Annotated in this window: 18 protein-coding genes; 6 read left to right on the forward strand and 12 right to left on the reverse strand. The window is 57.1% G+C overall.

Annotated elements, in window-relative coordinates:
- Positions 1-28: 28 nt before the first annotated feature.
- A complete protein-coding gene (locus tag ACOTXT_RS04670; protein WP_008503019.1) occupies positions 29-2,116 on the forward strand; it encodes a YccS/YhfK family putative transporter in 2,088 nt (695 codons plus the stop codon).
- Here the strand turns inward: ACOTXT_RS04670 and argD are convergent.
- The 4 genes from argD to ppiA all read right to left on the reverse strand — a co-directional run bounded on the left by argD (position 2,113) and on the right by ppiA (position 5,276).
- Positions 2,113-3,333: a bifunctional acetylornithine/succinyldiaminopimelate transaminase gene (argD, locus tag ACOTXT_RS04675; protein WP_333163883.1), complete on the reverse strand. Its 1,221-nt coding sequence runs from the start codon at positions 3,331-3,333 to the stop codon at positions 2,113-2,115. The two genes, ACOTXT_RS04670 and argD, sit on opposite strands and share 4 nt — an antisense overlap.
- An 86-nt stretch (positions 3,334-3,419) precedes the next feature.
- Positions 3,420-3,983 (reverse strand): aminodeoxychorismate synthase component 2, encoded by a 564-nt coding sequence (pabA, locus tag ACOTXT_RS04680; RefSeq protein ID WP_008503021.1) that lies wholly within the window; start codon positions 3,981-3,983, stop codon positions 3,420-3,422.
- A 30-nt stretch (positions 3,984-4,013) separates the two neighbouring features.
- Positions 4,014-4,598 carry a putative adenosine monophosphate-protein transferase Fic gene (locus ACOTXT_RS04685; RefSeq protein ID WP_008503022.1) on the reverse strand — a complete coding sequence of 195 codons (585 nt, stop codon included), beginning with the start codon at positions 4,596-4,598 and terminating at the stop codon, positions 4,014-4,016.
- Between the two features lie 105 nt (positions 4,599-4,703).
- Positions 4,704-5,276 carry a peptidylprolyl isomerase A gene (ppiA, locus tag ACOTXT_RS04690; RefSeq protein ID WP_014885514.1) on the reverse strand — a complete coding sequence of 191 codons (573 nt, stop codon included), beginning with the start codon at positions 5,274-5,276 and terminating at the stop codon, positions 4,704-4,706.
- 278 nt (positions 5,277-5,554) lie between these two features.
- Between ppiA and tsgA the strand changes: the two genes are divergently transcribed.
- Complete coding sequence (tsgA, locus tag ACOTXT_RS04695; protein WP_055321993.1) at positions 5,555-6,739, forward strand: MFS transporter TsgA; 1,185 nt, start codon at positions 5,555-5,557, stop codon at positions 6,737-6,739.
- 18 nt (positions 6,740-6,757) lie between these two features.
- On the opposite strand, the gene ACOTXT_RS04700 is transcribed toward tsgA, so the two are convergent.
- Positions 6,758-8,059 carry a cytosine deaminase gene (locus ACOTXT_RS04700; protein ID WP_055322006.1) on the reverse strand — a complete coding sequence of 434 codons (1,302 nt, stop codon included), beginning with the start codon at positions 8,057-8,059 and terminating at the stop codon, positions 6,758-6,760.
- Between the two features lie 239 nt (positions 8,060-8,298).
- On the opposite strand from ACOTXT_RS04700, the gene nirB reads away from it, so the two are divergent.
- The 4 genes from nirB to ACOTXT_RS04720 all read left to right on the forward strand — a co-directional run bounded on the left by nirB (position 8,299) and on the right by ACOTXT_RS04720 (position 12,987).
- Positions 8,299-10,842 (forward strand): nitrite reductase large subunit NirB, encoded by a 2,544-nt coding sequence (nirB, locus tag ACOTXT_RS04705; protein ID WP_055321994.1) that lies wholly within the window; start codon positions 8,299-8,301, stop codon positions 10,840-10,842.
- Complete coding sequence (gene nirD, locus ACOTXT_RS04710; protein ID WP_008503027.1) at positions 10,839-11,165, forward strand: nitrite reductase small subunit NirD; 327 nt, start codon at positions 10,839-10,841, stop codon at positions 11,163-11,165. Before nirB ends, nirD begins: the two co-directional genes overlap by 4 nt.
- Before the next feature lie 134 nt (positions 11,166-11,299).
- Positions 11,300-12,673 carry a siroheme synthase CysG gene (gene cysG, locus ACOTXT_RS04715; RefSeq protein ID WP_055321995.1) on the forward strand — a complete coding sequence of 458 codons (1,374 nt, stop codon included), beginning with the start codon at positions 11,300-11,302 and terminating at the stop codon, positions 12,671-12,673.
- 143 nt (positions 12,674-12,816) lie between these two features.
- Positions 12,817-12,987, forward strand: coding sequence for a YhfL family protein (locus ACOTXT_RS04720; protein ID WP_008503029.1), 171 nt, complete (start codon positions 12,817-12,819; stop codon positions 12,985-12,987).
- Between the two features lie 143 nt (positions 12,988-13,130).
- Here the strand turns inward: ACOTXT_RS04720 and trpS are convergent, their stop codons facing one another.
- From trpS to aroK, 7 genes are all read right to left on the reverse strand, one after another.
- Positions 13,131-14,135 carry a tryptophan--tRNA ligase gene (trpS, locus tag ACOTXT_RS04725; protein ID WP_023298773.1) on the reverse strand — a complete coding sequence of 335 codons (1,005 nt, stop codon included), beginning with the start codon at positions 14,133-14,135 and terminating at the stop codon, positions 13,131-13,133.
- Positions 14,128-14,889: a phosphoglycolate phosphatase gene (gene gph / locus ACOTXT_RS04730; RefSeq protein WP_055321996.1), complete on the reverse strand. Its 762-nt coding sequence runs from the start codon at positions 14,887-14,889 to the stop codon at positions 14,128-14,130. Before gph ends, trpS begins: the two co-directional genes overlap by 8 nt.
- Positions 14,882-15,559 (reverse strand): ribulose-phosphate 3-epimerase, encoded by a 678-nt coding sequence (rpe, locus tag ACOTXT_RS04735; protein WP_008503032.1) that lies wholly within the window; start codon positions 15,557-15,559, stop codon positions 14,882-14,884. Before rpe ends, gph begins: the two co-directional genes overlap by 8 nt.
- Before the next feature lie 41 nt (positions 15,560-15,600).
- Entirely contained in the window at positions 15,601-16,413 is an 813-nt protein-coding gene (dam, locus tag ACOTXT_RS04740; RefSeq protein WP_008503033.1) for an adenine-specific DNA-methyltransferase, read from the reverse strand.
- A gap of 67 nt (positions 16,414-16,480) precedes the next feature.
- Positions 16,481-17,782: a cell division protein DamX gene (gene damX / locus ACOTXT_RS04745; RefSeq protein WP_032675573.1), complete on the reverse strand. Its 1,302-nt coding sequence runs from the start codon at positions 17,780-17,782 to the stop codon at positions 16,481-16,483.
- A 92-nt stretch (positions 17,783-17,874) separates the two neighbouring features.
- A complete protein-coding gene (gene aroB / locus ACOTXT_RS04750) occupies positions 17,875-18,963 on the reverse strand; it encodes a 3-dehydroquinate synthase (RefSeq protein ID WP_021242200.1) in 1,089 nt (362 codons plus the stop codon).
- Between the two features lie 57 nt (positions 18,964-19,020).
- Positions 19,021-19,542 (reverse strand): shikimate kinase AroK, encoded by a 522-nt coding sequence (gene aroK, locus ACOTXT_RS04755; protein ID WP_003861630.1) that lies wholly within the window; start codon positions 19,540-19,542, stop codon positions 19,021-19,023.
- Between the last annotated feature and the right edge of the window lie 244 nt (positions 19,543-19,786).

Genomic DNA, 19,786 nt, shown 5'->3' on the forward strand with positions numbered 1-19,786 from the left:
TGTCACGCCGTTTTTGTCTCTACTCCTCATGTGGCGCAGGCTGATCTATCACCCGGAAGTTAACTACGCACTGCGACAAACGCTGGTGTTGTGTCTACCCGTGGCCATCGGCCTGATCCTCGGACACCTTCAGCAAGGCCTGCTCTTTTCCCTCGTGCCCGCCTGCTGCAACATTGCTGGCCTGGACACACCGCATAAGCGCTTTTTCAAACGACTGATCGTGGGCGGCTGCCTGTTTGCTGGCTGTAGCCTTGCCGTACAGCTTTTACTGGCCCGGGATATCCCGCTGCCGCTGATCCTGACGGTGCTGGCGATGACGCTCGGCGTCACGGCGGAAATCAGCTCGCTGCACGCCCGCCTGCTACCCGCCTCGCTGATTGCGGCCATCTTCACGCTGAGCCTCGCCGGGAATATGCCGGTGTGGGAGCCGCTACTGATCTACGCGCTGGGGACACTGTGGTACGGGCTGTTTAACTGGTTCTGGTTCTGGCTGTGGCGGGAACAGCCGCTGCGCGAATCCCTGAGCCTGCTCTATGTGCAGTTGGCGGAATACTGCGAAGCCAAATATACCCTGCTCACCCAGCATACCGATCCGGAAAAAGCCTTACCGCCGCTGCTGACGCGCCAGCAGAAGGTGGTGGATCTGATAAGCCAGTGCTATCAGCAGCTGCATATGCTCGCCGCCAATAAGAACCACGAATACAAACGGCTGCTGCGCACCTTCCAGGTAGGCCTGGATCTGCAGGAGCATATCTCCGTTAGCCTGCACCACCCGCAGGAGGTGCAAAAGCTGGTTGAGCGCAGCCACGCCGAAGCGGTGATCCGCTGGAACGCGCAGACCGTCTCGGCACGCCTGCGCGTGCTGGCTGACGATATTCTCTACCACCGCTATCCCACGCGCTTTAACATGGAAAAACAGCTCGGCGCGCTGGAGAAAATCGCCCGTCAGCATCCGGATAATCCGGTCGGCCAGTTTGCCGCCTGGCACTTCAGCCGCATCGCCCGCGTGCTGCGCACCCAGCGCCCGCTTTATTCCCGCGACCTGATGGCGGATAAACAAAAACGGCTTCCCCTGTTGCCCGCGCTCAAAAGCTATCTGTCTCTCAAATCGTCCGCCCTGCGCAATGCCGCACGAATTAGCGTGATGCTCAGTATCGCCAGCCTGATGGGCATGGCACTGCATCTGCCGAAGCCCTACTGGATCTTAATGACCGTGCTGTTCGTCACCCAGAACGGCTACGGCGCCACGCGGGTGCGTATTCTGCACCGGGCGGGCGGCACCATGGCCGGGCTGATCATTGCAGGCGTAACGCTGCACTTCCACGTGCCGGAAGGCTATACCCTGGCAGGCATGCTGGCGATCACGCTGGTTAGCTACCTGATTATCCGCAAAAATTACGGCTGGGCGATGGTGGGCTTTACGGTGACGGCGGTCTACACCCTGCAGCTGCTTACGCTGAACGGCGAACAGTTTATTATCGCCAGGCTGATTGATACCCTGATCGGCTGCCTGATTGCCTTCGGCGGCATGGTCTGGCTGTGGCCGCAGTGGCAGAGCGGGCTGCTCAGGCAGAACGCCCACGACGCGCTGGAGGCCGACCAGCAGGCCATTCGCCTCATCCTGAGCGACGACCCGCAGCCCTCCCCGCTGGCGTATCAGCGCATGAAGGTCAACCAGGCGCACAACGCCCTGTTCAACTCGCTCAACCAGGCGATGCAGGAGCCGGGCTTTAACTCACATTATCTGGCCGATATGAAGCTGTGGGTAACGCACAGTCAGTTTATCGTTGAGCACATTAACGCCATGACGACGCTGGCGCGCGAGCACACGATGCTGACGCCGGATCTGGCGCAGCGCTACCTGCAGTCGTGTGAAATTGCGTTGCAGCGCTGCCAGCAGCGTCTGGAGTATGACTCGCCGGGCGAGTCGGGGGATTTAAATATTCTGGAAGCGCCGGAGACGTTAACCCACGGGCCAATGAGCACCCTGGAGCAACACTTGCAGCGCGTGCTGGGGCATCTGAACACCATGCACACCATTTCGTCGGTGGCATGGCGTCAGCGTCCGCATCATGGGGTTTGGTTAACGCGCCGGTTGAAACGAACCGAATATTAGCCTTTAACGATCTTTGCAACCGCCGCGGCAAAGCGGGTTAAGCCGTCTTCGATGTCTTTGTCTTCCACCACCAGCGACGGCGCAAAGCGCATCACGTCCGGCCCGGCGTTGAGCACCATCACCCCTTCGCGAGCGGCGGTGTGCAGGAAGTCGCGCGCGCGGCCCTTGTACTGCGGCTTCAGCTCGGCGCCAATCAGCAGCCCCATCCCGCGGATCTCGCTGAACACGTCGTACTGCTCGTCAATCTGCTTCAGGTGCTTCACAAACAGCTCGCGCTTCGCGCTAACGCCGTTTAGCACCTCTGGCGTGTTGATGATGTCGAACGCGGCCCCCGCCACGGCGCTCGCCAGCGGGTTACCGCCGTAGGTAGAGCCATGAGAACCGACGTGGAACGCGGAGGCGATCTCCTGCGTCGTCAGGACCGCACTCACCGGGAAACCGCCGCCGAGCGCTTTCGCGCTGGTCAGAATATCCGGCGTCACGCCGTAGTGCATATAGGCAAACAGGTCCCCGGTACGCCCCATCCCGCACTGCACTTCATCAAACACCAGCAGCGCCTGATGTTCGTCGCACAGCGCGCGCAGCCCTTTCAGGAATTCCGGGGTTGCCGCGGTCACGCCGCCTTCCCCCTGAATAGGCTCGACCACCACCGCGCAGGTGTGGTCGTCCATCACCGCTTTCACCGCGTGCAGATCGTTAAACGGCACGTGGATGATGTCGGCCGGTTTCGGACCAAACCCGTCGGAATACTTCGGCTGGCCGCCAACGGAGACGGTAAAGAAGGAGCGCCCGTGGAAGGCATTGTGGAAGGCGATGATTTTGGTTTTGTACGGGCTGTGGCGCGTGGTCGCGTAGTAGCGCGCCAGCTTAAAGGCGGTTTCGTTGGCTTCGGTGCCGGAGTTCATAAACAGCACGCGCTCGGCAAACGTGGCATCAATGATCTTACGGCCCAGGCGCAGCGCCGGTTCGTTGGTGAACACGTTGCTGGTGTGCCACAGGGTTTCACCCTGGGTTTTCAGCGCCTCCACCAGCGCGGGATGGCAATGACCCAGCGCCGTGACCGCAATACCGCCCGCGAAATCCACATACTCCTTGCCCTGCTGATCCCAGACGCGGCTGCCTTTCCCCTTCACCGGGATAAATTCAGCCGGTGCATAAATCGGCAGAATCACTTCATCGAATGTCGCGCGGGTAATTGCTGGTTGTTCAGTTGCCATGTCATGCCCATCCATTTTATGTCACATTGATTGTGAAAATATAATCACAAAATATGCATAAAAAATCACAGCAAGGCAACAGATATTCAGCGATGGAGGAAATTTGCCAGCAGCGCGTGCCCCTGCTCGCTGAGGATGCTTTCTGGATGGAACTGCACGCCTTCGAGATCCCATTCGCGGTGACGAATCCCCATGATCTCCTGCGTATCGCTCCAGGCGGTCACCTCAAAGCCGTCGGGCAGCGTCGACGGGTCAATCACCAGCGAATGGTAGCGCGTCACGGTTAACGGATTATTGAGCCCCGTGAACACTCCGGTGCCCGTGTGGGTGACCGGCGAGGTTTTACCGTGCATGACTTTGGCGGCGCGCACGATGGTGGCACCAAAGGCCTGGGCAATCGCCTGATGGCCCAGACAAACGCCGAGGATCGGCAGCTTGCCGGCATAGTGCTGGATAACCTCCAGCGAAATACCTGATTCCGACGGCGTGCAGGGGCCGGGTGAAATCACGATTTTCTGCGGAGCCAGCGTCTCGATATCGGCCAGGCCAATCTCGTCGTTACGTCGGACAACCACCTCTGCACCCAGTTCGCAAAAATACTGGTAAAGGTTCCAGGTGAAGGAATCGTAGTTATCAATCAGCAGAATCATGGCGGCTCCCGAAAAAAATGCCGCCCTATTCTACTCAGATTCCCGCGCTTCGCTCACTACTTTGGCAAAGATCGCGTTTAGCGCGGTTAAATCCCCCGTTGCGCCGCTGCGGTTAGCGGACACCCACTCCTCGGGATCGATATCGCGCCAGTCCAGTGAATAGCCCGCATGGATCGCCAGCTGCTCAAAGAAAACGCGCTGAGCAATACCGTTACCACGCGCAAAAGGATGCAGCATGTTGATTTCACAATAATAATGGCTAATTTTTTCAATAAACGCCGCTTTCTCAAGGCCAGCCAGATACTTTTCGCTTTCCAGCGCCGCCATCAGTTCATTACCCATCTTTTCGATGTATTCGAAATGGCAGAAGGGAATATCACCTTTGAAAATATCGTCGGTACGGAACTCACCTGCCCGCTTCATCTCTCTGCGGTAGAGATGGCGGTGAATAAGGCACAGATGGGGTAACCCGGGCGCGGAAGGCCCAAGCGCCAGGCTCTCAATCTCGGGATCCGATGGACCATTACCTTTCTCAAGGAGACAACTGGCCTGAAAGTTGACGCTACGCTGCTGCTCCCAGAGACGGGATTTTTGCTTGTCGGTGAGTTTTTTCACTTAACGCCTCCCTGAATAGTCCGTTTGCCACAAGTATAAGCAGCAAAACGCGCTTTCGCAGGGAGGGGTCACAACACGGGCGAGCCTCGCCCGCGTCGAAGAACGTTACGGCAGAACTTTTGCGGAGAGGATCACGACAGGTTTGGACGGCACATTCTGATACGGACCGACGTCATGGGTAGGCACCTGAGAAATCTTATCGGCCACGTCCATCCCTTTCACGATTTTACCGAACACCGCATAGCCGAAGTCGCGCTGGCCGTGGTCGAGGAAGGCGTTATCCGCCACGTTGAGGAAGAACTGGCTGGTCGCGCTATCTTTGTCTGCGGTACGCGCCATAGAGATCGTGCCGCGCTTGTTCAGCAGGCCGTTGTCCGCTTCGTTTTTGATTGGCGGGTTCGGCTGTTTCTGCTGCATCTGCTCGTTGAAGCCGCCACCCTGAATCATGAAGCCCGGGATCACGCGGTGGAAGGTGGTGTTGTTATAGAAACCACTGTTCACATAGTCGAGGAAGTTTTTCACAGAAACCGGAGCTTTCTGGCTATTCAGTTCCAGCTCAATATTCCCGGCGGAGGTGGTCAGCAGAACGTGAGGGTCCCCTTTTGCTGCCAGCGCAGCAGGGGAAACGGCAGAAAGAGCAAACACAGCTGCGACAGCCGCCAGTGTTGATTTGAGCATGAGAATTCCTTAACAAAGCGCAGTATAAAAAGCGAATGGCTTGATTCTAAAGAGCAGTATGAACGTAGACCAGCCTTTTACCTAATTTTACGAAATTGAAACAATTATTACTGCGCAAACGATTGGTTAGACCGCCACTTAATGTGATTTAGATCACATTAAAACCTGCAATGACATAATCATTACCCTTAAAAGATAGGAATGGATCACTTTAGCGACTAAAATCTGCCCGCTCTCAGCGCCCCTTCGGCGCTTTTCTTTTTTTGAACAGGCCAGACATGACTAACAGCAATCGCATCAAGCTCACATGGATCAGCTTCTTCTCCTACGCCCTGACCGGCGCGTTGGTGATCGTCACCGGGATGGTGATGGGGAATATCGCAGACTACTTCCAGCTGCCCGTTTCCAGCATGAGCAACACCTTCACCTTCCTCAACGCAGGGATCCTGATCTCTATCTTCCTGAATGCCTGGCTGATGGAAATCGTGCCGCTGAAAACCCAGCTTCGCTTCGGCTTCGTGCTGATGGTTGCCGCCGTGGCGGGTCTGATGCTCAGCCACAGCATCGCCCTGTTCTCAGCCGCCATGTTCGTGCTCGGCCTGGTCAGCGGGATCACCATGTCGATCGGGACGTTCCTGATTACCCATATGTATGAAGGCCGCCAGCGCGGCGCGCGCCTGCTGTTTACCGACTCCTTCTTCAGCATGGCCGGAATGATCTTCCCGATGGTCGCTGCCGTTCTGCTGGCACGCAGCATTGAGTGGTACTGGGTCTACGCCTGCATCGGTCTGGTCTACGTTGCAATTTTCATTCTGACCTTCGGCTGCGACTTCCCGGTGCTGGGTAAAAAAGCGCAAACCACGGCAGAGCCTGTGGCGAAAGAGAAATGGGGTATCGGCGTGCTGTTCCTCTCCATCGCCGCCCTGTGCTACATCCTGGGCCAGCTGGGCTTTATCTCCTGGGTACCGGAATATGCCAAAGGTCTGGGCATGAGCCTGAACGACGCGGGCAAACTGGTGAGCGATTTCTGGATGTCCTACATGTTCGGCATGTGGGCGTTTAGCTTCATCCTGCGCTTCTTCGACCTGCAGCGCATTCTGACCGTGCTGGCGGGCCTGGCGACCGTTCTGATGTATCTGTTCATCAACGGTTCGCCGGAGCATATGCCGTGGTTCATTCTGACCCTGGGCTTCTTCTCCAGCGCGATTTACACCTCGATCATCACCCTGGGCTCCCTACAGACCAAAGTGGCCTCGCCGAAGCTGGTTAACTTCGTTCTGACCTGCGGCACCATCGGTACCATGCTGACCTTCGTGGTGACGGGCCCGATCGTTGCCCACAGCGGCCCGCTGGCGGCGCTGCACACCGCGAACGGTCTGTACGCCGTGGTGTTCATTATGTGCTTCATCCTGGGCTTTGTGACCCGCCACCGCCAGCACAACGCGACAGCGGCATCGCACTAAACCCTGCGCCCCTTTGCATTACGCAGAGGGGCTGTTTCTGGCGAAACTGACCTCTTCTCCTCCGGTATCCATTTGGATCCAGGTCTGCGCCAGCTGCGTAGTGGCAATAATCCGCCCCTGACGAATCGACCAGCGCACCGGCACCTGACAGCGCACCGCTTCAAACCCGCTCTCCGCAGGCAGAATAATCAGGTTTGCCGGATTTCCCGTTTCAATACCGTAATCGCTCAGGCCAAAGGTGCGGGCGCTGTTATGGGTAATCAGGTTCAGGCCGCTGTCGATTTGCGGATAGCCCATCATCTGGCAGACATGTAGCCCCATATGCAGCACCTGCAGCATGTTGCCGGTGCCGAGCGGGTACCACGGGTCGAAGACGTCGTCATGACCAAAGCAGACGTTAATACCTGCCTCCTGCAGCTCTTTCACGCGGGTGATGCCACGACGCTTCGGATAGTCATCAAAGCGCCCCTGCAGGTGGATGTTGACCAGCGGGTTCGCAACGAAGTTAATCCCCGACATCTTCAGCAGACGGAAGAGCCGCGAGGTGTAAGCGCCGTTATAGGCGTGCATGGCGGTGGTGTGGCTGGCCGTCACGCGCGGGCCGATGCCGGCCTCATACGCCAGCGTGGCCACCGTCTCGACAAACCGCGACTGTTCGTCGTCAATTTCATCGCAGTGGATATCCAGCGGGCGGTCATACTTCTTCGCCAGCTCAAAAGCGATGTGCAGCGACTGGACGCCGTACTCACGGGTGAACTCAAAATGTGGGATCGCCCCCACCACGTCGGCCCCCAGTTTTAACGCCTCTTCCAGCAGCGCCGCGCCGTTCGGGTAAGAGAGAATACCTTCCTGAGGAAACGCGACGATTTGCAGCGTTACCCACGGGGCCACCTCCTGCTTCACCTCCAGCATCGCCTTCAGGGCGGTAAGCGTTGGGTCAGAGACATCCACATGGGTGCGGACAAACTGAATGCCGTTAGCGATTTGCCACTTCAGCGTTTTCCAGGCGCGTGCTTTCACGTCGTCATGGCTGAGCAGCGCCTTGCGCTCCGCCCAGCGCTCAATGCCCTCAAACAGCGTGCCGGACTGGTTCCAGTTCGGCTCCCCCGCCGTCTGGGTGGTATCAAGATGAATATGCGGCTCGATGAACGGCGGGAGAGCAAGCCCACCGCGCGCGTTCAGTACCTCATAACTTTCGGCGTGGGTATCGTCCATGGGGGTGATATCACCAAAACGCCCGTTCTCGATGGCAAGTTGCCACAGCCCTTCCCGACCCGGTAAACGCACATTCTGAACAAGCCATAACGGTGATGTAGACATACCTTTCCCCTCATAAACGCAGCTGATATTCAGGCGTATCGATTTTTGCAAAACCGCCCCTGATTTGTACACAAATTCAACGAACACGAAAAGCCTGCGATTTCCGCCACTTATAAAAATCCTGACAAATCAGTCATATACCACCTAAGGAGTAGGCGAAGGCGTATTTGATTTGCATCAATAAGCGCCCCTGCTGAATCGTTAAGGTAGGCAATAATAGAAAAGAAATCGAGGCAATAATGAGCAAAGTCAGACTCGCTATCATCGGTAACGGCATGGTCGGCCACCGCTTTATTGAGGATCTTCTCGATAAAGCCGATGCTGAGCAGTTCGATATTACCGTGTTCTGTGAAGAACCCCGCAAGGCATACGACCGTGTGCACCTGTCTTCCTACTTCTCCCATCATACCGCCGAAGAGCTCTCTCTGGTGCGTGAAGGTTTCTACGAGAAGCATGGCGTAAAAGTGCTGGTGGGCGAACGCGCTATCACCATCAACCGTCAGGAAAAAGTGATCCACTCCAGCGCCGGCCGTACGGTTTTTTACGATAAGCTGATCATGGCGACGGGCTCGTATCCGTGGATCCCGCCGATTAAAGGCTCGGAAACCCAGGATTGCTTCGTTTACCGTACCATTGAAGACCTCAACGCCATCGAATCCTGTGCGCGTCGAAGCAAACGCGGCGCGGTGGTCGGCGGCGGTCTGCTGGGTCTGGAAGCGGCTGGCGCGCTGAAAAACCTCGGTGTTGAAACCCACGTTATCGAATTTGCGCCAATGCTGATGGCCGAACAGCTCGACCACATGGGTGGCGATCAGCTGCGCCGTAAGATCGAAAGCATGGGCGTGAAGGTTCACACCAGCAAGAACACCAAAGAGATCGTGCAGGAAGGGACTGAAGCGCGCAAAACCATGCGCTTTGCCGACGGCAGCGAGCTGGAGGTGGACTTCATCGTCTTCTCCACCGGCATCCGCCCGCGCGACAAGCTGGCAACGCAGTGCGGCCTGGCCGTCGCGCAGCGCGGTGGGATCATGATTAACGACACCTGCCAGACCTCCGACCCGGATATTTACGCCATCGGCGAATGCGCCAGCTGGAACAACCGCGTATTCGGCCTGGTCGCGCCCGGGTACAAAATGGCGCAGGTCGCCGTGGATCATATCCTGGGCAGCGAAAACGCCTTCACAGGCGCAGACATGAGCGCCAAGCTGAAGCTGCTGGGCGTGGACGTAGGCGGTATTGGCGATGCGCACGGCCGCACGCCCGGCGCGCGCAGCTATGTCTACCTCGACGAAAGCAAAGAAGTCTACAAACGTCTCATCGTCAGCCAGGACAACAAAACCCTGCTCGGCGCGGTGCTGGTGGGCGACACCAGCGACTTCGGTAACCTGCTCCAGCTGGTGCTCAACGCCATCGAGCTGCCGGAAAACCCGGACGCGCTGATCCTCCCGGCGCACGCCTCCAGCGGCAAGCCGTCCATCGGCGTGGATAAACTGCCGGACAGCGCGCAGATTTGCTCCTGCTTCGACGTCACCAAAGGCATGCTGATCTCCGCGATCAACAAAGGGTGCCACACCGTTGCGGCGCTGAAAGCGGAAACCAAAGCCGGTACCGGCTGCGGCGGCTGTATTCCGCTGGTCACCCAGGTGCTGAACGCCGAGCTGGCGAAACAGGGCATCGAAGTGAACAACAACCTGTGCGAGCACTTCGCTTACTCTCGCCAGGAGCTGTACCATCTGATCCGCGTGGAAGGCATCAAGTCCTTCGACGAACTGCTGGCGAAACACGGCCAGGGCTACGGCTGTGAAGTGTGTAAACCGACCGTCGGCTCCCTGCTGGCGTCCTGCTGGAATGAGTACGTGCTCAAACCAGAACATACGCCGCTGCAGGACACCAACGACAACTTCCTGGCGAACATTCAGAAAGACGGTACTTACTCCGTCATTCCGCGTTCCGCCGGTGGTGAAATTACGCCGGAAGGGCTGGTCGCGGTGGGCCGTATCGCACGTGAATTTAACCTCTACACCAAAATTACCGGCTCCCAGCGTATCGGCCTGTTTGGCGCGCAGAAGGACGACCTGCCGGAAATCTGGCGTCAGCTGATTGAAGCGGGCTTCGAAACCGGCCACGCGTACGCCAAAGCGCTGCGCATGGCAAAAACCTGCGTGGGCAGCACCTGGTGCCGCTACGGCGTCGGCGACAGCGTGGGCTTCGGCGTTGAGCTGGAAAACCGCTACAAAGGCATCCGTACCCCGCACAAAATGAAGTTCGGCGTCTCCGGCTGTACCCGCGAATGTGCGGAAGCGCAGGGTAAAGACGTGGGTATTATTGCCACCGAGAAAGGCTGGAACCTGTATGTATGCGGCAACGGCGGGATGAAACCGCGCCATGCGGACCTGCTGGCGGCGGATCTCGATCGCGACACGCTGATTCAGTATCTCGACCGCTTCATGATGTTCTACATCCGTACCGCCGATAAGCTGACCCGTACCGCCTCCTGGCTCGATAACCTCGAGGGCGGCATCGACTACCTGAAATCGGTCATTATCGACGACAAGCTGGGCCTGAACGAACATCTGGAAGCGGAGATGGCCCGCCTGCGTGAGGCGGTGATCTGCGAGTGGACGGAAACCGTCAACACCCCGGCGGCGCAGACGCGCTTCAAACACTTTATCAACAGCACCCTGCGCGACCCGAACGTACAGGTTGTGCCGGAGCGCGAACAGCATCGTCCGGCCACGCCGTATGAACGTATTCCGGTCACGCTGGTGGAGGAAAACGCATGAGCCAGTGGGTAAACATCTGCAATATTAACGACATTCTCCCCGCCACCGGCGTCTGCGCGCTGCTGGGCAACGAGCAGGTGGCGATTTTCCGCCCTCGCCACGATGAACAGGTCTTTGCTATCAGCAATATCGACCCGTTCTTTGAGGCCAGCGTGCTCTCCCGCGGCCTGATTGCCGAGCACCAGGGTGAACTGTGGGTCGCCAGCCCGTTGAAAAAGCAGCGTTTCCGCTTAACCGACGGACTCTGCATGGAAGATGAAAGCTTCTCGGTCAAACACTACGACGTCCGCGTGAAGGACGGCGAGGTGCAGCTGAAAGCGTAACCCCTCGCCTTTTCAATAGGAAAGGCTTATGACCCCTTATGGGTAACGGCAGGAAAAACCGTATGTTCTGTACGATTCCTGCTGTTATCCTGACGTCAATTCTTCCCCCGCCATGAATGCTGTGAGGTAACGTCGTGGATCACCTGCCGATTTTTTGTCAATTACGCAACCGCGACTGCCTGCTCGTGGGCGGCGGCGACGTGGCCGAGCGCAAAGCGCGCCTGCTGTTAGAGGCTGGCGCCCGCCTGACCGTGAATGCCCTTTCCTTCGCCCCCCAGTTTGAGGTTTGGGCCCAGGAAGGGATGCTCACGCTGGAACAGGGTGCGTTTAATGAATCCCTGCTGGACACCTGCTGGCTGACCATTGCCGCGACGGATGACGATGAAGTGAACCAGCGCGTGAGCGACGCCTGCGAAGCGCGCCGTATCTTCTGCAACGTGGTGGATGCGCCGAAAGAGGCCAGCTTTATCATGCCGTCGATTATCGACCGCTCGCCGCTGATGATTGCGGTATCGTCCGGGGGACGTTCGCCGGTTCTCGCGCGTCTGCTGCGGGAAAAACTGGAAGCCCTGTTGCCTCAACACCTTGGCCAGATTGCGCATTATGCCGGTCAGCTGCGTTCCCGCGTGAAGCAAACCTTCGCGACCGTGGGCGAGCGCCGTCGCTTCTGGGAAAAATTCTTTGTGAACGACAGGCTGGCGCAGTCGCTGGCGAATCAGGACACCAAAGCCGTTGAAGAGACGACCGAGCAGTTGCTAAGCGAACCGCTGGACCATCGCGGCGAAGTGGTGCTGGTAGGCGCAGGCCCCGGAGATGCGGGTTTGCTGACGCTGAAAGGGCTACAGCAGATCCAGCAGGCGGATATCGTGGTGTACGACCGTCTGGTCTCCGATGACATCATGAACCTGGTGCGCCGCGATGCCGACCGCGTCTTCGTGGGCAAACGGGCGGGCTACCACTGCGTGCCGCAGGAGGAGATCAACCAGATCCTGCTGCGCGAGGCGCAGAAAGGTAAACGCGTAGTGCGCCTTAAGGGCGGCGATCCGTTTATCTTTGGTCGCGGCGGCGAGGAGCTGGAAACCCTGTGCGACGCGGGTATTCCGTTCTCCGTGGTGCCCGGCATTACGGCGGCGTCCGGCTGTTCAGCGTACTCTGGCATTCCGCTGACCCACCGCGACTACGCTCAGAGCGTGCGTCTGGTGACGGGCCACCTGAAGACCGGCAGCGAGCTGGACTGGCATAACCTGGCCGCCGAAAAGCAGACGCTGGTGTTCTACATGGGGCTCAATCAGGCCGCCACGATTCAGGCGAAGCTGCTGGAGCACGGTATGGATGCGGATATGCCCGTCGCGCTGGTCGAAAACGGCACCGCCATTACGCAGCGCGTGGTGGATGGCGTGCTGACGCAGTTAGGCGAGCTGGCGCAGCAGGTCGAAAGCCCGGCGCTGATTGTGGTGGGCCGCGTGGTTGAACTGCGCGACAGGCTGAACTGGTTCTCCAATCACTAACGCATATTCCTCCTCCCCGGAGTAGTCCTTAAGCGGACTACTCCCCTCTTACCGCTACCGATAACATACCGCCCCGAAGTGGAACTTTTCCCTTTATTCCCTTGAGTTACATCCAATTTTCGTTTTAAAGACAAGGAATGCGTATGTTCAAACTGGCAAAAGCCGCCGTTCTGGTTGGCCTGTTATCGACGCTGACGGCCTGCACCGGTCACGTTCAAAACACCAAAAATAACTGCAGCTACGATTACCTGCTGCACCCGGCGATCTCCATTTCGAAGATCATCGGTGGTTGCGGCCCGGCGGCACAGCAGTAAGCGTTTTACAGGCGTAAAAAAACCGGGATGTCCCGGTTTTTTTGTTGATGCGGAGCGTTTTTTTGTCGGGTGGCGCTGACGCTTACCCGACCTACACGGTCCCGTAGGCCGGGTAAGGCGAAGCCGCCACCCGGCACAGCGGCTTAAGGTTTCGCCACAAACCCAATCGCTTCATACACCGCTTTCAGGGTTTCGGACGCGCGCGCGCTGGCTTTTTCCGCCCCCTCTTTCATCACTTTCTGCAGGAACGCTTCGTCGTTACGGTAGCGGTGATAACGCTCCTGCAGCTCGGTCAGCATGCCGGAAACGGCATCTGCCACTTCGCCTTTCAGGTGGCCGTACATCTTGCCTTCGAAGTGTTTTTCCAGCTCTGGGATGCTCTGGCCGGTGACGCCGGAGAGGATATCCAGCAGGTTGGAGACGCCCGCTTTGTTCTGCACGTCGTAGCGCACAACAGGCGGCTCGTCGGAGTCGGTCACGGCACGCTTGAGTTTTTTCACCACCGATTTCGGATCTTCCAGCAGGCCGATAACGTTGTTGCGGTTATCGTCAGACTTGGACATCTTCTTGGTCGGCTCCAGCAGCGACATTACGCGTGCGCCGGACTTCGGAATAAATGGCTCTGGTACTTTAAACACATCGCCGTAGAGCGCGTTGAAGCGCTGGGCGATATCGCGGCTCAGCTCCAGGTGCTGCTTCTGGTCTTCGCCGACAGGAACCTGGTTAGTCTGGTACAGCAGGATGTCTGCCGCCATCAGCACCGGATAGTCAAACAGGCCGGCGTTGATGTTTTCAGAGTAGCGCGCGGATTTATCCTTGAACTGCGTCATGCGGCTCAGCTCGCCGAAATAGGTGTAGCAGTTCAGCGCCCAGCCCAGCTGCGCGTGCTCCGGCACGTGCGACTGAACGAAGATGGTGCTCTTCTCCGGATCGATGCCACAGGCAAGATACAGCGCCAGGGTGTCCAGCGTGGCTTTGCGCAGCTTCTCAGGATCCTGACGGGCGGTAATCGCATGGAGATCGACGATGCAGTAAATGCAATGGTAGTCATCCTGCATGCTGACCCACTGACGTAACGCGCCCATGTAGTTACCAATGGTCAATTCACCTGAAGGCTGTGCGCCACTAAAAACGATGGGCTTAGTCATTGTTCAATTCCTGATGTTCACTGTGCGAAAGCCCGAGTGCGGGCAACAAATCTTTGAAGTGGTCGAAAACGACGTCCGGCTCACTCAGCGTAATGGCCTCACCGTAGTTGTAGCCATAGGTTAACCCCACGGAAGGACACCCGGCCGCGCGGGCAGCCAGAATATCATTGCGGGAATCGCCGACAAAGAGCAGCTCCGCAGGCGTTAAGGATAATTTTCCTGCCACCAGCAGCAGCGGTTCCGGATGGGGCTTTTTGTTCTGCACATCGTCGCCGCCCACAATCACGGAGAAATACTTCGCGATATTGAGCGCTTCCAGCAGCGGTGCGACAAACGGCGTGGGTTTGTTGGTCACCAGACCCAGCGGGATGCCCTTCGCGTGCAGCGTACTCAGCGTTTCCTGAACGTCCGGGAACAGGAAGCTGCCCTCCTCGACGGTCTCTTCATAGAAACGATCGAACAGTTTGCGCAGAATACGCAGCTGCTCTTCCTGCGGGATATCCGCGTGATCGACGCTCGGTTTACCCTGGGCGGAACGCTGCGACGCACGCTCCTGACGCGCCCACGTCAACGCGCGCGCCATCAGAACATCGGCGCCGTTGCCAATCCACGTGACGACGCGCTCTTCACCCGCAACGGGGAGTTCAAGTGCATACAGCGCCTGGTCGACGGCGCTCGTTAAGCCCGGCGCGCTGTCAACCAGCGTGCCGTCGAGGTCGAATGCCACACCCCGAATAGCCTGTAATTTATCCATGACTTACCTTCGCCAGCTCGCGGCGCATTTCATCGATGACTTTTTTGTAATCCGGTTGGTCGAAAATGGCAGAACCGGCAACGAACATATCCGCGCCTGCCGCCGCAATTTCACCAATGTTATTCACTTTCACGCCGCCGTCTACTTCCAGACGAATGTCGTAGCCTGACTCGTCGATACGACGGCGGACTTCACGCAGCTTATCCAGCGTGTGAGGAATGAATGACTGGCCGCCAAAACCGGGGTTAACGGACATCAGTAGGATCACGTCCAGCTTGTCCATGACATAGTCGAGATAGCTCAGCGGCGTGGCCGGGTTAAACACCAGACCCGCTTTACAGCCGTTCTCTTTGATCAGCTGCAGCGTGCGATCCACATGTTCAGAGGCTTCCGGATGGAAGGTGATGATGCTGGCACCCGCCGCGGCGAAGTCAGGCACGATGCGATCAACCGGTTTCACCATCAGGTGAACGTCGATCGGGGCGGTAATGCCATAGTTACGCAGCGCCTTGAGCACCATCGGACCGATGGTCAGGTTAGGAACGTAGTGGTTATCCATCACGTCGAAATGGACGACATCCGCGCCAGCCGCCAGTGCGTTGGCGGTATCTTCACCCAGGCGGGCAAAATCGGCCGACAGAATTGAGGGAGCAATCAAAAACTGTTTCATCCGCTTCTCCTTGAAATGTGTTTACCGGCGGGCAAAACGGCTCAGGGGCGATAAAGAGCCAGGAGTTCGTCCACCTTTTTACGTGTGCCGCCGTTGCTGCTAATGCTACGCCGCACCTTAACCTGAAAATGCTTCGCGGCTTTGTACCATTCGCGCGTATCAGGCGTGTCGTGATTCGAAATTAACACCGGAATTCTTTTGCTGACCAGCTTTTCCGCCATCTCCGCCAGACGCGCCTGCTCGGCAGGGCTGAAGCTGTTGGTGTGGTAGGCGGTGAAGTTCGCCGTCGCAGACAGCGGCGCGTATGGCGGGTCACAGTAAACCACCGAATTAACGCCTGCCAGTTCCATACACTCTTCATAGGAGAGGCAATGAAACTCCGCGTTCTGCGCTTTTTCAGCAAAGTGATAAAGCTCGTCCTGTGGGAAATACGGGCGCTTGTAGCGACCAAACGGCACGTTAAATTCCCCGCGCAGGTTATACCGGCACAGGCCGTTGTAACCATGACGATTGAGATAGAGGAACAGCAGGGCTCTGCGGAACGGATCCTGGCTCTGGTTAAACTCCGCGCGGAACTGGTAGTAAACGTCCGGGTTATTGTTCTCGGGCGTAAACAGCTTGCGCGCCTCTGCGACATACTCATCGGTACGGAGCTTAACGATGTTATAGAGGCTGATAAGGTCGCTGTTGATATCCGCCAGGATATAACGAGAAAAATCGGTGTTGAGGAACACCGATCCCGCACCCACGAAAGGTTCGATAAGACACTCGCCTTCAGGCAGGTGCTTTTTAATATCATCGAGCAGGGGGTATTTCCCCCCCGCCCATTTCAGAAAAGCGCGATTTTTTTTCATGCTGACTAACTGATTACACCTTCTCCGGCTGTGGAGAAAGCTCCGACAGCATCCTGCGCTTTAAACATTACTTCAGATCGGCCTGAACCTGATGAATCGGCTTCGCCCATGGGTTCTTCGCCTGAACGTCAGCTGGCAGCGCCGCTACGGCACGTTTTGCTTCATCTTTTGACGAATAAACACCGCTCACCAGCACATACCACGGCTGACCGTTACGGGTCGTCTGATAAACAACATAGTTTTTCAGATTTGATTTCTTCGCCCAGCTGTTGAGGTTGTCGTAGTTAGACGAACTGCTCAGCTGCAGCGTGTAGTTGCTGGAAGGCGCAGACTTCAGCGAACCGACGTTACCTGCCGTTTTACCTGCCGCGCTGCTGGATGCGGTTGCCGTCGCGGCTGGTGCCGCTGTGGCAGCCGGTGCCGTGGTGGTCGCCGTGGCTTTCGGCGCAGTCTGCGTGACGGGCGCTTTAGCAGGCTCGCTCACCGCAGCCGTTTCCGTGCGTTTCGGCTGGGCCGGTACGGCTTTCACTTCAGGCGCTTTTACCACTGCCTGAGGTTTGGTTTCACGCTTAGGCTCAATCACTGCCTGCTTACGTTCAGGACGTGTTGTAGTCTGCGTCTGGTGCGGTTTGGTTTCCGTCGCGGCCGTTTGCGGCTGAGCGTTACCGCCGCGAATCGGGGCAACGGTTGCAGGTTCAGTTGGCAGCGTAGAGTTAACCACGACGTTATCAACCTGCTGCTGGTTCTGCGGCTGCGTCAGCGCATTGTTCAGGTCTCCCTGAACTTCCACACGCTGCTGACCTTCTGGCGCAGCAGGTGCCTGACCCTGAGCTGGGGTTGAAGAAACGGGCGGCAGAGAAACATCCTGCGGCGCTGTGGTGTTACCGGCGGTCTGCTCTGCGGAAGTAGCACCCGGCGCTGGCTGTGCGCCATTCGCCTGATTGGACGCATCGTTACCGGAAAGGTTGATGCTCTTCTCAGCGGAAGCCGTTTGCTCGGTTGAGTTCGTTGACGGTGCTTTAAGCGCGGAGCCAATGCCGACAATCAGCAGCACAAGCACCAGAACGCCAAGGCCCATCATAATGTACTGGCGGGAAGCCGGTTTTGGCGCAGCGGCTTTTTTACGTTTACGCGGGCGACGCTCTACAGGCTGTTCGTCCATTGAATCTTCTTCGGACTCATAATCCTCTTCTGCTCGCTCTTCGTGCGCGTTGCGGCTGCGCGAAGGGCGACGATCGTCTGCATCCAGATCAACATCGTCAAAGTTGATCTGCGGCTCGTTATCACGTTCTGAAGATTGACGAGAACGACCAGTACGACGATCGCTGGGATCGGGTTTCAGCTCGTCTTCTGGTTTGAATTCATCCATTTAACACCCCACTCAAAGGCTTATGCCAACGACTTTGCATTTCACCTGAAGCTAAACGACCACCTGCGACAGTGGCCTGACCTTTCTAGTTGTTACGCTTGCTGACAGTCAGCGATAGCGCCAAGAACGACATCGTGCGGCACTCCGCCGCGCACTTCACTCTTCCCTATTGCAAGCGGGAGTACAAGACGCATCTCACCTGCCAATACTTTTTTATCGCGCATCATGTGGGGTAAATACGCTTGCGCCGACATCTCCTGCGGCCCGTTCACCGGCAAACCTGCACGCTCAAGCAGCGCAATGATACGTGCCGTCTCTTCCGGTTTGAACTGCCCAAGGCGTTCAGAGGTGCGGGCAGCCATCACCATGCCGGCCGCGACGGCTTCACCGTGCAGCCAGTTGCCATAACCCATTTCGGCTTCAATCGCGTGACCAAACGTATGCCCAAGATTCAGTAAAGCACGTAAGCCCGTTTCACGCTCGTCTGCGGCAACAACTTCTGCTTTCAGCTCACAGCAACGACGAATGCAGTATGCCAGTTTTGCCTCATCGAGGCCCAGCAGCGCATCCATATTCTCTTCAAGCCAGTTAAAGAACTCGCCATCCAGAATAATGCCGTATTTGATCACTTCCGCCAGACCCGAAGCCAGTTCGCGCTTCGGCAGGGTTTTCAGACAGTCGAGATCCACCACCACCGATGCGGGCTGATAGAACGCGCCAATCATGTTTTTGCCAAGCGGATGGTTCACTGCCGTTTTACCACCGACAGAGGAGTCGACCTGGGACAGCAACGTGGTTGGGATTTGAATAAAGCGGACACCACGCTGATAGCTTGCGGCCGCAAAGCCGGTCAGATCGCCCACAACACCGCCGCCCAGGGCAAGCAGTGTTGTATCGCGACCATGCGGTTTTTGCAGCAATGCGGTAAAGACGGTATCCAGTACCGTCAGGCTTTTATACTGCTCGCCATCGGGGAGAATCACACTGTCGACTTTTACGCCCGCCTGCTCAAGCAGGTGGCGTACGCGGTCGAGATAAAGCGGAGCCAGCGTCTCGTTGGTGACCAGCATCGCCTGATCACCCGCTTTCAGTGGTAAAAAGGAAGCTGGGTCGTTAAACAAACCAGCCGCGATGGTGATAGGGTAACTACGTTCCCCGAGAGTAACTGTAATCCTCTCCATGACGCGACATCCACCTTTAATGCTTTTACCCGCAGGCGAGTGTATATAAAGCCAGAATCAGTTGCTTTCCAGCATATGAATAATCTGGTTTGCAACCACTTTAGCGCTCTGGTCGTCGGTACGAATGGTCACATCGGCAATCTCTTCATACAGCGGATTGCGTTCATCGGCCAACGCTTCCAGAACTTCGCGTGGTGGCGTTTCAACCTGCAGCAGCGGGCGCTTTTTATCGCGCTGCGTACGTGCCAGCTGTTTCTCAATGGTCGTCTCAAGATAGACCACTACGCCACGGGCGGAGAGACGGTTGCGGGTTTCGCGAGATTTCACAGAGCCGCCGCCTGTTGCCAGAACGATGCCCTGTTTTTCCGTGAGTTCGTTGATCACTTTTTCTTCTCGGTCACGGAAACCTTCTTCGCCTTCTACGTCGAAAACCCAGCCCACATCAGCTCCGGTTCGTTTCTCAATCTCTTGATCAGAATCGTAAAATTCCATATTGAGTTGTTGAGCTAACTGACGCCCAATAGTGCTTTTGCCGGCACCCATAGGCCCAACCAGAAAGATATTGCGTTTCTCTGCCATTTTATCGGTACTACTAAGACTATTCGTTAATGGTAATCCCCGCTTCGCAGACACCCGGCGTAGCAGGACATGAACTGAAACCTCATATGCAATAGAGCGAGAGTCAGACTAAAAATTATCTCAATACTCCGGCTTGTTTGGCAACTGATTAAATCACCGCGCCGGGCGCATAAGGTAATAAGACGTAAGTCCAACTCAAATCGGTACTCCTTGTATGCTAATTCATGCCCCACGTCAAACATCT

It is taken from the genome of Enterobacter cloacae complex sp. IR5422 (assembly GCF_049238165.1).
GTDB lineage: Bacteria > Pseudomonadota > Gammaproteobacteria > Enterobacterales > Enterobacteriaceae > Enterobacter > Enterobacter roggenkampii.

Excerpts from the sequence above, each read along its gene's own strand:
- gph (WP_055321996.1), bottom strand. The coding sequence starts at position 14,889 with ATGGATAAATTACAGGCTATTCGGGGTGTGGCATTCGACCTCGACGGC.
- aroK (WP_003861630.1), bottom strand. The coding sequence starts at position 19,542 with ATGGCAGAGAAACGCAATATCTTTCTGGTTGGGCCTATGGGTGCCGGC.
- aroB (WP_021242200.1), bottom strand. The coding sequence starts at position 18,963 with ATGGAGAGGATTACAGTTACTCTCGGGGAACGTAGTTACCCTATCACC.
- pabA (WP_008503021.1), bottom strand. The coding sequence starts at position 3,983 with ATGATTCTGCTGATTGATAACTACGATTCCTTCACCTGGAACCTTTAC.
- damX (WP_032675573.1), bottom strand. The coding sequence starts at position 17,782 with ATGGATGAATTCAAACCAGAAGACGAGCTGAAACCCGATCCCAGCGAT.
- dam (WP_008503033.1), bottom strand. The coding sequence starts at position 16,413 with ATGAAAAAAAATCGCGCTTTTCTGAAATGGGCGGGGGGGAAATACCCC.
- rpe (WP_008503032.1), bottom strand. The coding sequence starts at position 15,559 with ATGAAACAGTTTTTGATTGCTCCCTCAATTCTGTCGGCCGATTTTGCC.
- ACOTXT_RS04670 (WP_008503019.1), top strand. The coding sequence starts at position 29 with ATGTGGCGCAGGCTGATCTATCACCCGGAAGTTAACTACGCACTGCGA.
- ppiA (WP_014885514.1), bottom strand. The coding sequence starts at position 5,276 with ATGCTCAAATCAACACTGGCGGCTGTCGCAGCTGTGTTTGCTCTTTCT.
- tsgA (WP_055321993.1), top strand. The coding sequence starts at position 5,555 with ATGACTAACAGCAATCGCATCAAGCTCACATGGATCAGCTTCTTCTCC.
- ACOTXT_RS04720 (WP_008503029.1), top strand. The coding sequence starts at position 12,817 with ATGTTCAAACTGGCAAAAGCCGCCGTTCTGGTTGGCCTGTTATCGACG.
- nirD (WP_008503027.1), top strand. The coding sequence starts at position 10,839 with ATGAGCCAGTGGGTAAACATCTGCAATATTAACGACATTCTCCCCGCC.
- ACOTXT_RS04700 (WP_055322006.1), bottom strand. The coding sequence starts at position 8,059 with ATGTCTACATCACCGTTATGGCTTGTTCAGAATGTGCGTTTACCGGGT.
- nirB (WP_055321994.1), top strand. The coding sequence starts at position 8,299 with ATGAGCAAAGTCAGACTCGCTATCATCGGTAACGGCATGGTCGGCCAC.
- argD (WP_333163883.1), bottom strand. The coding sequence starts at position 3,333 with ATGGCAACTGAACAACCAGCAATTACCCGCGCGACATTCGATGAAGTG.
- trpS (WP_023298773.1), bottom strand. The coding sequence starts at position 14,135 with ATGACTAAGCCCATCGTTTTTAGTGGCGCACAGCCTTCAGGTGAATTG.